The following is a 12,757-nucleotide window of genomic DNA, read 5'->3' as shown; positions in this document are numbered from 1 at the left end:
CGGCGATCGGCAACCGCGTCAGACTACCGGGGCACCCGTCCCGCCATCCGGGTGACATCCCGGATGGCGGGACGGGGTGCGATCCACGTCACATGCCGGAGTGCGCACCGCCTTCTCGCGGGAGGCGCGCTCGTCAGGCCCGGCGGAGGGCCGGGGGCGTCCTGCCGTGTCGCGGTTCGTCTCCATGGCCCAACGCTATGGGCGGACCGGCTCCGTGCGCACGCGGTTTCACTTCTCCACCCGCATCCGCCCCGCCACCAGGGCGCCCGCCAGGGCGACCGCCGCCGCCGGGAGGTAGACCGCCACGAACGCCAGCGGGTGGGAGGCCGAGGCGGCGCTCGCCGCCTCGCCCGCGCCGTGCCCCACCGACACCGCGCCGCCGCCCAGACCCGCGAAGAGCGCGCCGCAGGCGGCGAGGAGCACGATGTTGGACAGCCCGTCGCTCAGCTGGAGGGCCGCGGAGTTGGCGCCCGCCTCCTCCGGCTTGGACAGCTTCAGCAGCAGCACGCTCGTGGACGAGATCACCACGCCCATCCCGAAGCAGCCCACCGCCTGCGCGACCGCCGCCGTCCACACCGGCACGGACTCCAGAAGCACCAGCGGCGTGGCCGCGATCCCCGCCGTCACCAGCACCATGCAGTACCGCACCAGCCGCTCCCGGTGCGCCTCGGCGAAGGGCCGGGACTGGAGGAACGACCCCAGCGCCCAGGTCGCGCCGCCCGCCGCGAGGGAGAGGCCGGCCATCGTCACCGACAGCCCGCGCTGGCTCACCAGCATCAGCGGCACGAAGCTCTCCGCGACGATGAACGACCCCGCCGCGATGCCGCGCATCAGCACCACCGTCGGCAGCCCGCGCGCGGCGCGGAACGTGCCGCGCGGCAGCAGTCCGAGCGCGGCCGGGACCATCAGGGCCGCGCCGGCCGCGGCCGGGACCAGGGAGACCCAGCGCAGGTCCTGGCCGGCGTACTGGAGCAGCCCGGCCCCCAGCGACACCGCCACCGCCAGCCGCATCAGCCGGCGGTCCAGCGGCCTGGCCCCGCCGGGCGGCGGCCCGGAGGCGGCCCGCCGCAGGGGCGGGAGCATGACCGCGATGGGCAGGACGACCAGGGCGGGAATGCCCAGGAACACCCAGCGCCAGCCGAGCTGCTCGGTGACCGTGCCGGCGATCAGCGGCCCGACGACGGCCGGGATCACCCAGGAGGCCGCGAAGGCGGCCATCACCGTGGGCCGCAGCCGCTCGGGGTAGGCGCGGCTGACGGTGACGTACAGCGCGACGATCACCAGCCCGCCGCCGATGCCCTGCACCGCCCGGCCGAGGACGAAGACCCACATCTGCACCGCCGTGCCCGACAGCAGCAGCCCGACGGCGAAGGCCCCGATGCCGGCGGCCAGCGACGCCAGCGGCCCGCTGCGGTCGCACCACTGGCCGGCGGCGACCATGCCCAGCAGGCTGGTGGTGAAGTACGCGGAGAAGGCGAAGGCGTACAGCGACACCCCGTCGAGCCGGTCGGCGGCGACGGGCATGGCCGTGCCGACGGCCGTCGCCTCGAAGGCGATGAGGAGGACGACGGAGACGATGCCCAGGGTCAGCGCCCGGTAGGTGCGGCCGAGCACTCCGCCGTCCGCCTCCGGCGTGGGCACCGGGGTGAGAACGGGGGTGATGGGGGCCACTGTGCCGAGGTCCCCGTCCAGGGAACCGTCGAGCTCGTCGTCGAGTGCGGTCATGCGCCTCAGAGTAAGGCCCGTCTCCGACACTGGCACCTGTCATAGGGCGGTGATCGGCTCGTTCTCCCGGACCAGGTCCGAAGGAGGGGTCCCGCCCCGGTCGGAGGAACGCGTTTCCGGGCGGTTCCGGCCGCTCCGGCGGCGCCCGTACGGCGCTCGTACGGCGCCACCGCACCGCCGCCCGGCACGGCCGCGCGCACTGAAACGGAAAGCCGGGGCATACGGACCACAGGAGGTACGGCAGCGGACCATGAGGGGCGCGGCATCCGGGGTGGAGGTCCGGAGCGTGCCGACGACGGCCCGGAACGAGCGTGTTCCGGCGAGGGGAGTTGACGATGACGGTCGAGTACGACACCGAGCGGGGCACCCACACGGGGATCCTCGCGGCGGCGGAGGCCGCGTCGCCGGTGGAGTCCGTCGACGTGGTGGCCCGGGAACTCAAGCGGCGCTTCGGCGCGACCTCGGTGTCGTTCCTCATCACCGACCTGGCACGGCAGTCGGTGGTGCGGATGAGCACGGCGGGCGAGGTGGGGACGGGCGAGAGCATGGAGACCATCCCGCTGTTCGGGACCGTCTACGGCGACGTGATCCGCACCCAGCGGCTGCGACTGGCGGAGGCCGTCGACGGCGACGGCGGGCAGCGGGTGATCGCCCCGGTCACCAACCGCGGGGACTCCATCGGCCTGCTGGAGGTGCGCGTTCCGGCGGATCCGGACCGCAGAACACTGCGGGAGATCAGCCGGGCCGCCCACACGCTGGCCTACATCGTCATCGCCAACCAGCGCTTCACCGACCTCTACCAGTGGGGGCAGCGGACGGCCCCGCTCAGTCTGGCCGCCGAGATCCAGCACAATCTGCTGCCCTCGTCGCTGTCGTGCGAGGCCGCGCAGTTCGCGGTGGCCGGGGCCCTGGAGCCGGCGGGCAATGTCGGCGGCGACACCTTCGACTACGCCCTGGACCGCGACACCCTGCACCTGTCCGTCACCGACGCCATGGGCCACGAGGTGAACGCCGCCATGCTCGCCACCCTGCTGGTGGGCGCCCTGCGGGGCGCGCGCCGGGCGGGCTGCGACCTGGCCGAGCAGGCGAGGCGTGCCCATCAGGCCATGGTCGACCACAGCGGCGGCGCCATGGCGACGGGGCTGCTGCTGCGGGTGTGCCTGCGCGACGGCCGGGTCGCGCTCGTCAACGCGGGCCACCCCTGGCCCCTGCGGCTGCGGGACGGCAGGGTGGAGGAGGTCGGGCTGAGGGTCAACCTGCCCTTCGGGGTCCAGCCGCAGCGCCTGTACGAGGTGCAGGAGATGGAGCTCAGGCCGGGCGACCGGCTGGTCATCCTCACCGACGGGATGCTGGACCGCCGCTCCCGGCTCGTCGATCTGTCCGCGCTGCTCAAGGACACCCAGGAGCTCCATCCGCGCGAGGCCACCCAGATCCTGACCATGGCGGTTCTCGACGCCAACAGGGGCGAGCTGAAGGACGACGCGACCGTGATGTGCCTGGACTGGTACGGCCCCGAGCCGGTGCGCCGGGACGCGCACACCGGCGCCAGCCTCACCCAGGCCTCCCCCGCCCTGTTCCCCCGCCCCCGGGGCTGAGCGCCGCCGGGGCCCGGTCCCGGTGGAACCCGGGTCCGGCGGGGCCCGTGGATCGGCGGCCCCGTGGATGGCGGCCCCCGTGGATGGGCGGAGAACACCGCCGAAAGGCCGAAAACCGCCGCGCGGGGCGTCTTGCCAGGTGTCCGAGCACGACCGTACAGTCCGCGCAACGGTGCGTGGGAGCGCTCCCACAATCGGTCGCCGCCCTTCCCCCCACGGAGGCACACATGAGTTCCGACCTGCGTCCCCCCGCGCACGAGGAGACCCACCGCGAGAGTCCCCGGCCCGCCGGACCGGGGAGGGCGGCGCCGGCGGCTGCCGTGGGCGGGCCCGGCCGCCCGGACGTCCGCCTCCCGCGCGGCCCGCGGGCCCTGGTCTCCCCGGCCGCCCTGGCCGCTCTCTACCAGCGGCACAGCTTCACGGTGCTGAGGGTCTCCGTCGGGCTGCTGTTCCTGTGGTTCGGGACGCTCAAACTCATGCCGGGCGCCAGCCCCGCCGAGGACATGGCCACCCGGGTGATGAGCGAGCTGACCTCCGGCCGCTTACCGGTGGACCTGTCCCGGCCGCTGCTGGCGACGGCGGAGATGCTGATCGGGGCCGGCCTGGTCACCGGGCTGCTGCTGCGGCTGACGCTGCTGGCCTTCTTCGTCCACATGGCCGGGACGTTCACGGCCCTGGCCGTCCTGCCCGCCGAGATGTGGGACGGGAGCCTCGCCTTCCCCACCATGGCCGGGCAGTACGTGCTCAAGAACGTGGTGCTGGTGGCGGCCGGTCTCGCCGTCGCCGCCCACGCGCCGCGTCCCCGGGCCTCGGCACGGGGCACGGCACGGGCCTCGGCACGGGGCACGGCACGGGGCACGGCACGGGCCTCGGCACGGGGCACGGCACGGGCCTCGGCACGGGGCGGCGCTTCACAGGCCTCGTCAGGGAGCGCGGCACGGGACGGCGAGGGGTGACGCCCGGCCTGGACCGGACCCGAACCGGGCGTCCCGCCCGGACGGGAGACCGGCGGAGGGTCAGGGGTTGGCCACCGCGGCCTGCGGGCGGATCGGCAGCCGGTTGACCGGGCGCCCGGTCGCGGCGCGCACCGCCGCCGCCACCGCCGCCGGGGAGACCACCACCGGTACCGCGCTGACCGACTTCGCGCCGAAGGGAGCGACCACGTCCCGCTCCTCGACCAGCCTCACGATCCGGATGTCCGGGGCGTCCAGCGCGGTCGGCAGCGGATAGGCCGTCAGATCGGGGTGGCGCACCACGCCGCGCGAGACCCGCAGGTGCTCGGTGAGGGCCGCGCCGACGCCCTGGGTGACGCCCGCCTCGATCCGGGCGCGCAGTTGCTGGGGGTTGAGTACGCGGCCCACGTCCTGGGCCACGGCCATCTCCACCACCCGGACCGTGCCCAGTTCCACGTCCACGTCCACCACGGCCCGGATCGCGGCGAAGGCCAGGCTGACGAAGGCGTCGCCCTGGCCGGTGTCGTCCAGCGGCTCGGTCGGGTGGGGGCGGCACTGGGCGGTGGCCCACAGCTCCTTGCCCTCCAGTGCCTCGGCGACGGTGGTGCTGAGCACCCCGTCGTAGGAGGTGATCTTGCCGTCGGCGATGGTCAGCAGTTCGGTGGACATCCCGAACTTCGCGGCCAGCGGCTGGAGGAGCTGGGTGCGGACCATCTTGGCGGCCCGTTCCACCGCGCCGCCCGAGACCCAGGTGTGGCGCCCGCGCGCGCCCGGTCCGGCCGGGGGCTGGTCGGTGTCGACGGCGACGACGTGCACCTCCTCGACGCCGAGGACCTCCTGGACGATCTGCCGGGCGAGGGTGGAGAAGCCCTGGCCGGTCTCCACGGCCGCGCACATCACCGTGGCGACGGGCCCGTCGACCTTCACCGTGGCCGTGGACACCTCGTCGGTGCCCTCCGCCCCCAGCATGTGGACCATGCCCAGCGCGAAGCCGATCCCGCGCCGCACCGCGCCCGGGTCGCCGGCGCCCTCGGGGCCGCCGGGCAGCAGCCACTCCTCCGGGCCCGACGCGCCGTCGGCGGGCAGCGGCGGCAGCGGCGCCTCGCGCACCGCGCGCAGCAGCTCGGCCACGGGCGCGGGGCAGGTGACGGTCTGGCCGGTGGGCAGCAGGTCGCCGGTGGCCATGACGTTGCGCATCCGCAGCTCGACCGGGTCCATGCCCAGCCTGGCGGCGAGCTTGTCCATCTGGCCCTCGTACGCGGCGCACACCTGCATCGCGCCCTCGCCGCGCACGTGGCCCGACGGGGGGTTGTTGGTGCGCACGGCCCAGCCGTCGATCGCGGCGTGCGGCACCACGTACGGGCCGGCGGCGAAGGAGACGGCGGCGGCCAGCGCGTCGGCGGAGTCGTCGGCGTAGGCGCCGGCGTCCAGCAGTATCTGCGCCTCGACCTTGACCAGCCGGCCCTCGGAGTCGGCGTGGTGGCGGTAGCGCAGCAGGGTGGGGTGGCGGTGGGCGTGGCCGAGGAAGGACTCCTCGCGGGTGGCGGCGAGCTTGACCGGGCAGCCGGTCCGCATCGCCAGCAGGCCGAGCGGGAGCTGCACGCTCAGGTCCTCGCGGTCGGCCATGGCCCCGGGGACACCGGTGACGACGACCTTGACCTGCTCGGGGCGGAGCCCGAAGCAGGCGGCGGCCAGATCGCGGTCGGTGTGCGGGTCGGTGGAGGCGGTGTAGATCTCCACTCCGCCGTCGGTGCGCGGCACGGCGAGTCCGGCCTCGGCGCCGATGGGGGCGGGGTCCTGGCGGCCGATGCGGTACAGGCCCTCGACGACCACCTCTCCGGTGACGGACTCGTCGCCGTAGCGCAGGGGGATGTGCCGGATCAGGTTGCCGTCGGGATGGATCGGCTCGGCCTCGAACGCCTTCTCCGGGTCGGTGACCGGCTCCAGGACCTCGTACTCGACCGCGATGGCGGCGGCGGCCAGCCGTGCGGTGTCGGGGTGGTCGGCGGCGACGGCGGCGATGGGCTCGCCGTAGTGGCGGACCGTGTCGCGGGCGAAGGCGGGCCGGTCCGCGACACGTCGGCCGTGGGTGGCGTCGCCGGGCACGTCCTCGTGGGTGACGACGGCCCGCACCCCGGGCATCTCGGCGGCCGGCGCGGTGTCGATGGAGACGATGCGGGCGTGCGGGTGCGGGGAGCGCAGCACGGCGGCCCACAGCAGCCCCTCGGCCCACAGGTCGGCGGCGTAGGGGAAGGTCCCCTGGACCTTGGCGAGGGCGTCGGCGGGCTGGAGCGAGGCGCCGAGTCCGTACCGCGCCTGCTCGGCCTCCGCTCCCGCGGCGGCGCCGGTGAGGGGCACTCCTCCGGCCGGGGTGGCGGTCACCGCGTCACTGCTCACTGCGCGCCTCCGTCCTGCGGCGGTTCGTGGTGGGTGCGGCCCGAGGCCGGTCCGGCCTGGTGCGGGATGTGGATGCGGGAGCCGTCGCCCCGCTCCCCGCCGTCGCCGGTGCGGCGGCCTCCGGCTTCGGCGTCCCGGGCTTCGGCCTCCCGGGCCTCGGCGAGGGTGGCGGCCGCGGCCTCGCGCTCGGCGACGACCGTGCGGACGGCGTCGAGCACACCCCGGTAGCCGGAGCAGCGGCAGAGGTTGCCGCTGACGGCCTGGCGGGTCTCCAGCTCCGTCGGGTCGTGGTTGCCCTCGAGCAGGTCGTGCAGGGTCATCGCCATGCCGGGCACGCAGAAGCCGCACTGCACGGCGCCGCAGGCGGCGAGCGCCCGCTGCACGTCGCAGGGCATGCCGCCCTGGGCCAGTCCCTCGACGGTGCGGATCTCGGACCCGGCGGTGGTGGCGGCGGGCACCAGGCAGGAGGCGACCAGGCGTCCGTCGACCTGGACGGAGCAGGCTCCGCACTCCCCCTGCGAGCAGCCGTCCTTGGCTCCGGCCAGGCCGAGGCGCTCGCGCAGCACATAGAGGAGGGACTCGCCGATCCAGGCGTCGGTCACGGGCCGCTCGGCCCCGTTGACGCGCAGGACGTAGGAGACGTGCGGGTGCTCGCTGTCGACCTCGGCCGCCCGCGGCGCGGACGGATCGGCGGACGGATCGGCGGGCGCCTCCCCGGCGGGCGGCGGCTCCGGGGTGCCCCCGGTCTCCCCGGCGTCCGGTGCGCCCGGCTCCTCCGGCGCGTCCCCGGCGTCCGCGTCCGGTGCGGTCTCCGTGCCGGGCTCCGCCGGCCCGGCCGCCTCCGTCTCCCGGTCGTGCTCCTCAGGGCCGTGCGCCTCCCGCGGTCCGCGGGCCGGCGGCGGCTCGGGGGCCCTCCCGGCCGCCGCGGCGGCCAGGTACTCGCCGGAGTCGTCGGGGCTGCCCGCCGCCGCGAACGGGATCGACCACTGTCCGGTCGCGCCGGGCGCGGGCACCGCGCTCCAGTCGCCGCCGGAGCCGCCCGCCGGCTCCTGGGCCTCCTGGCCGCCGTCGCCCTGCGGACGGCGCTGCTGCCGTACGCGCGCCTCGTGCGAGCCGGCCAGGGCCGCCGCGGCGCCCTGCCCCATGGCGGCGGCCGCGCCGGGCGGCGGGGCCTGCTCCTGCCCGGGCCGCTGGGGTTCGGTGGAGGCGGACGCGGGCTCCGCCTGGCCTCCGGCGAACGGCATGGTCCACTGCACCGGGGCCGCCGGGTCGGTGGTGGCCTCCGGGGTCACCGGTGCCTGGGTCCCCGGCGCCGGGTGGGCGCCGGGGTCGATGGCGGGCGGCTCCCAGCCGTGTCCGGTGCCCGGCGCGGCGAGCGGATCGGGCATGCCGCCGGCCCCGTCGGCGGACCCGTACTGGTACGGGCCCGGCAGGTTCTCGGGAAGCTGTATGAAGGCGGTGGAGTCGCCGTCGTACTCGCCTCCCCAGCCGCCCTCGGGCGCCGGGGGAGGCACGGGCCGGCCGTCCTGCCGGAACGGCCCCTGCTGGTCGTTGCTCATGCGAGTGCCCTCCCGAGCCCCCGTCGGGCCAGTGTCGCCACCGTACGCCGTACGTGCAGTGCCGCGGGCGGAAGTACGGGAGCCTCCCCCCCGCCCTCCGGGGCGGGGGGATCGGGGATGCAGGCCATGGCGACGTAGTCGCCGAACGCGGCCAGCACCTCGGGGGCCAGAGCCCGTCGTCCGTCCCAGTCGATGAGCGACGCCACCCACTGCTCGGCCTCCACCGGGCGCAGCGGCATCGGCGCGACGGCGCCGACCGCGCAGCGCACCCCGCGGCGGACGGGGTCGAGCACGACGGCGACCGAGGCCAGCGCGCGTCCGGGGCCGGTGCGGCCGGTGGCCTTGAGGAATGCCTGGGGGGCGTGCAGCAGCGGCACGCGCACATAGCCGACGATCTCGCCGGGCCGCAGCATCTCCATGCCGGCCAGCAGATGGCTGACGGGGACCTCGCGCAGCGCACCGCCCGGCCCCGCGACCAGCACGGTGGCCTCCAGCGCGGCGAGGACGGGCAGGGAGTCGCCGGTGGGCGCGGCGGTGACGATGTTGCCGCCGAGCGTCCCGGCGTTGCGGATCTGCGGCGGCCCGGCGGCGCGGGCGGCGGCGGCCAGGGCGGGGATGAGGGCCGCGAAGTCGGGGCGTCCCATACGGGCGTGGGTGAGGCCGGCGCCGAGCAGCGCGTGGCCGTCCTGGTACTCCCAGCCGCGGATCTCGCTGATCCGGCCCAGGCCGACCAGCGCGGCGGGCCGCAGCAGTCCGGAGTTCACTCCGGACATCAGGTCGGTGCCGCCCGCCACGGGCACGGCGGCAGGCGTGGCGGCGAGAGCGGCCACGGCCTCGTCGAGCGTGGCCGGCAGCATGACCGGCTGCGCCGCCCGTGGTGCGTGCGGTGCGTGCGTGCTCAATCCAGCGCCCCTTCCCCGGTCGTCCCGGCTGCCCAGCCGTACCGTACGTGCTGGGAACCCGGACGTGGCAACTCTGGCACATTCCGGGGGGCCGCCGGAGCCGGGGTCCGCGAAGGGAGCATCCGTCCCTGACCTGGCCGATGGCCCGCTTTCGGCGGTTGTCACCGACACAGGTGCCTTGCCACTCCTGGGAGACCTTGTACTACTTTATACAGGCCGTTTCGGGTGCCGTTCCGGCGCGGTTCGGGACTCGGCGCGGAAACCGCGCGGAGTGCGCCGGGGCATCGGGCCCGAGGCTCCCGGCACCTCCCGGTGGAGGGGTCCGGGACCGGCCTCAGGAATCCTTCGGCGGCTCCTCGAACGGGCGCCCCGCGATACCGGGGCGGCGCTGCCAGGGGTACGGCCCCGACGGCGGCCGGTAGGCCACGCCCAGCGCGTCGAGGCGGGCGTAGTGCGCGGCGGTCATCCGCCGCTCGAAGTCCCGGAACCGCCCCTCGAAGCCGTCCTCGCCGTCCCGGGCGCCCGGCCCCGACCACACCACCTCGGCGAAGGCGGCCAGCCGCGGGAAGGCCTGGTAGTCGGCGCGCCGCTGGTCCTCCACGACCTCCGTCCACAGGTTGGCCTGCGCGCCGACGACGCGCTCCGCCGCGGCGGTGCCCGCGAGTTCGGGCGGCACGGGGTCGAAGCCGTACACGTCGCGCAGGGTGCGCACGTACCCGATGGGCACCGGTTCGTCCTCGCCGCCGTCCTGCCGGTGGTCGAGGTAGACCTCCTGCTCGGGGCACATCACCACGTCGTGCCCGGCCCGTGCGGCGGCGACCGCGCCCGCGCGGCCCCGCCAGGAGGAGACCACCGCGCCGGAGCCGAGTCCGGCGCCCGCGACGCCCGCGCCCGTTCCGGCTGCTCCGTCCGTTCCTCCCGCACCGTCCCCCAGGATCTCGTCCCATCCCACGAGGCGGCGCCCGCGTTCAGCCAGCCAGCGGTCGAAGTGCCGTACGAACCAGCCGTGGAGGGCGTCCACGCCGTCCAGGCCGAGCTCCGCGGCCCGCGCCCGCGCGGCCGGGGAGCGCCGCCACTGGTCCCCGGGGCACTCGTCGCCGCCGATGTGCACGAACTCGCCCGGGAACAGCTCCAGCACCTCCTCGAACACCCCCTCGTAGAAGCGGAGTACGGCCTCGGTGGGGGCCAGGACGTCGGTGCTGACGCCCCAGTCGTCCCACACCTCCGGGGCGCCCTCGCGCGCGTCGGCGTTGCCCAGTTCCGGGTGGGCGGCGATCGCGGCCTGCGAGTGGCCGGGCAGGTCGATCTCGGGGACGACGGTGACGTGGCGCTCGGCGGCGTACGCGACGATCTCGCGGACGTCGTCGTGGGTGTAGAAACCGCCGTGCGGACGCACGTCCCACAGCGGGGAGGCCCGGTGCCCCAGCCTGGTGCGCCGGCGCCAGGCGCCGACCTCGGTGAGCCGGGGGAAGCGCGCGATCTCCAGGCGCCATCCCTGGTCGTCGGTCAGATGCAGGTGCAGCACGTTGAGTTTGTGCGCGGCGAGCAGGTCGATCCAGCGCAGCACGCCGTCCTTGGGCGTGAAGTGCCGTGCCGTGTCCAGCATGAAGCCGCGCCAGGCGAAGCGGGGCGCGTCGGCCACGCGGACGTACGGCAGCGACCAGGCGCGGCCGGGCAGCGGCGCGCGGCGGTACGCGGCGGGGCCGAGGAGCTGCCGCAGCGTCTGGGCGCCCCAGAAGACGCCGGGGGCCGCACCGCCGCGGATCTCGGCACCGTCGCCGGTCACGTCCAACCGGTAGCCCTCGGGGCCGAGTTCGGCGGCGACCGCCTCGTCCACGCGCAGCCGTACGGCGGCGCCGCGGCCGCCGCCCGCGTCACTCCCCCGGCCGCCTTCGCCGTACGCGCCGGCGGGCGGCAGGGGCAGGCCGGTGGCCGCGGCGAGGGCGGTGCGCAGCCAGTGGGCGGCCCGCTCGGTGCCGGGGCCGGCGTCGAGCACCGTCCGGGCGCCGAGCGCCAGCCGTCCGCCGCCGTCCTCGGCGGAGCGGGGCAGGGGGACCAGATCGGGCTCGTACATGCCCGGTTCTCCTCGCATGCTTCGCGGGCGGCGCACACCGTCGGCGCGCGCGCCCTCGTCCTCGGCGTCCCGCTCCCGGGCGACCCTGGAGAAGAAGCGTTGCATCATGCGCAACGCCCGTTTCGTTCTGCACAACTGCGCAGGAGGGTAGGGGAACCGGCCGCCGCCGACAAGACATCCCGGCCGGCCCCGGACACGCGCCCGTACGCACGGCGGCCCCCGGAACGCACCGGGGTGCGTTCCGGGGGCCGCCGGAGGAGTGACGGTCCCTGTGCGGGGCGGGTCAGGGCGAGACGGGGGAGGAAGGGCCGCCGGGGGGCGGCGTCACTTCTTGCCGCCGCCGTCCTTGCCCTTGTCGCCGCCGGCTCCCATGGACTCGTAGATCTCCTTGCACATGGGGCAGACCGGGTACTTCTTGGGGTCGCGCCCCGGGACCCAGACCTTGCCGCAGAGCGCGACGACGGGGGTCCCGTCGAGCGCGCTGGCCATGATCTTGTCCTTCTGGACGTAGTGGGCGAAGCGCTCGTGGTCGCCATCGCCGTGGGACACCTGCGGGGTGGGCTCGACGAGGGTGCCGGTGCCCGTCCCGCGCTCGGGCTCAGGAGTGCTCATGGGCCCCAAGGGTACTGCGGCCGCCCCCGGGGACACCCGAACCCGCCGCGCCCGAAGCGGCGGGCCGCGCCTGCGGTCCGCCGGAGCGGGACGCACCGTCGCGGCACCCGGCACCCGGCACCCGCCGGGGCGGGGCGGGGCGCCCCGTCGCCGGGCGAACCCCGCCGGTCACGGCGCTAGTTCAGCGAGGGGTCGTCGGGATACGTGGCCACCATCGCCAGCTCGCTGCGCTGGCGGCGCAGCACGGACCGCCACAGCCGCTCCGGGTCGGGCGCGAAGACGTCGCCGGGCTCGGACTCCACCACGTACCAGGCGCCCTCCTCCAGTTCGTTCTCCAACTGGCCCGGCCCCCACCCGGCGTACCCGGCGAAGATCCGCAGCGAGCCCAGTTCCGCGGCCAGCAGTTCGGGCGGCGCCTCCAGGTCCACCAGGCCGATGGCCCCGTGCACCCGCCGCCACCCCAGCGGGCCCTCGCCCCCCGGGATGACGGCCACGCCGAGCGCCGCGTCCAGCGAGACGGGCCCGCCCTGGAAGACCACGCCCGGCTCCCCCGCCAGCGCGGCCCAGGGCTCCAGTACGTCGCCGACGTCCACGGGCGTCGGCCGGTTGAGGACGATGCCGAGCGAGCCCTCCTCGTCGTGGTCGAGGAGCAGCACCACCGCACGGTCGAAGTTCGGGTCGGTCAGCGCCGGCGTCGCGACGAGCAGCCGCCCGGTGAGCGAGGTCACCTCGGTCATGCCCCAATGATCCCGCACTCCGGGCCCGGGCGGGGGCCCGAATTGCGCACGACACCGCGGAGCGGCCCGGACACGCTGCGCGACCGGGCGCAGCCCGGCGCCGGTGCGGGCCGCGCCCGTCCGTCCCCCGGACCCGTCCGTGCCCCGGACGAACGGATACGGCCCGGGTGCACGGCCATTACCATTCCCTGTGCCCCTGCTCT

At 76.0% G+C, this 12,757-nt stretch carries 9 protein-coding genes; 2 read left to right on the top strand and 7 right to left on the bottom strand.

Features of this window, described 5'->3' with window-relative positions; translation table 11 throughout:
- Positions 1-228: 228 nt before the first annotated feature.
- Positions 229-1,725, bottom strand: coding sequence for an MFS transporter (locus BMY40_RS00260; protein ID WP_093654122.1), 1,497 nt, complete (start codon positions 1,723-1,725; stop codon positions 229-231).
- Positions 1,726-2,060: 335 nt separating this feature from the next.
- On the opposite strand from BMY40_RS00260, the gene BMY40_RS00255 reads away from it, so the two are divergent.
- Both BMY40_RS00255 and BMY40_RS27820 read left to right on the top strand, forming a co-directional pair.
- Complete coding sequence (locus BMY40_RS00255) at positions 2,061-3,320, top strand: PP2C family protein-serine/threonine phosphatase (RefSeq protein ID WP_093654120.1); 1,260 nt, start codon at positions 2,061-2,063, stop codon at positions 3,318-3,320.
- Between the two features lie 227 nt (positions 3,321-3,547).
- Positions 3,548-4,276 carry a DoxX family protein gene (locus BMY40_RS27820; protein WP_177213813.1) on the top strand — a complete coding sequence of 243 codons (729 nt, stop codon included), beginning with the start codon at positions 3,548-3,550 and terminating at the stop codon, positions 4,274-4,276.
- 60 nt (positions 4,277-4,336) lie between these two features.
- On the opposite strand, the gene BMY40_RS00245 is transcribed toward BMY40_RS27820, so the two are convergent.
- The 6 genes from BMY40_RS00245 to BMY40_RS00220 all read right to left on the bottom strand — a co-directional run bounded on the left by BMY40_RS00245 (position 4,337) and on the right by BMY40_RS00220 (position 12,554).
- The gene (locus BMY40_RS00245) at positions 4,337-6,670 is read right to left on the bottom strand and encodes a xanthine dehydrogenase family protein molybdopterin-binding subunit (protein ID WP_177213812.1); all 2,334 of its coding nucleotides are present in this window, start codon (positions 6,668-6,670) and stop codon (positions 4,337-4,339) included.
- Entirely contained in the window at positions 6,667-8,229 is a 1,563-nt protein-coding gene (locus tag BMY40_RS00240; protein WP_093654118.1) for a 2Fe-2S iron-sulfur cluster-binding protein, read from the bottom strand. The genes BMY40_RS00245 and BMY40_RS00240 overlap by 4 nt, the downstream gene beginning before the upstream one ends.
- Positions 8,226-9,086, bottom strand: coding sequence for an FAD binding domain-containing protein (locus BMY40_RS00235; RefSeq protein ID WP_093654116.1), 861 nt, complete (start codon positions 9,084-9,086; stop codon positions 8,226-8,228). The genes BMY40_RS00240 and BMY40_RS00235 overlap by 4 nt, the downstream gene beginning before the upstream one ends.
- Positions 9,087-9,465: 379 nt before the next feature.
- Positions 9,466-11,205, bottom strand: a complete 1,740-nt coding sequence (locus BMY40_RS00230; protein WP_093655598.1) for a beta-N-acetylhexosaminidase — start codon at positions 11,203-11,205, stop codon at positions 9,466-9,468.
- A gap of 324 nt (positions 11,206-11,529) precedes the next feature.
- On the bottom strand, positions 11,530-11,817 hold the full coding sequence (locus tag BMY40_RS00225; protein ID WP_093654114.1) for a DUF3039 domain-containing protein: 288 nt from the start codon (positions 11,815-11,817) through the stop codon (positions 11,530-11,532).
- A gap of 176 nt (positions 11,818-11,993) precedes the next feature.
- On the bottom strand, positions 11,994-12,554 hold the full coding sequence (locus BMY40_RS00220; protein WP_093654113.1) for a YqgE/AlgH family protein: 561 nt from the start codon (positions 12,552-12,554) through the stop codon (positions 11,994-11,996).
- Positions 12,555-12,757: the final 203 nt, after the last annotated feature.

It is taken from the genome of Streptomyces radiopugnans, from assembly GCF_900110735.1.
In the GTDB taxonomy this organism is placed as follows: domain Bacteria; phylum Actinomycetota; class Actinomycetes; order Streptomycetales; family Streptomycetaceae; genus Streptomyces; species Streptomyces radiopugnans.
Note: the sequence above shows the minus strand (reverse complement) of the source record. Positions and strands in the feature narration are given on the sequence as shown.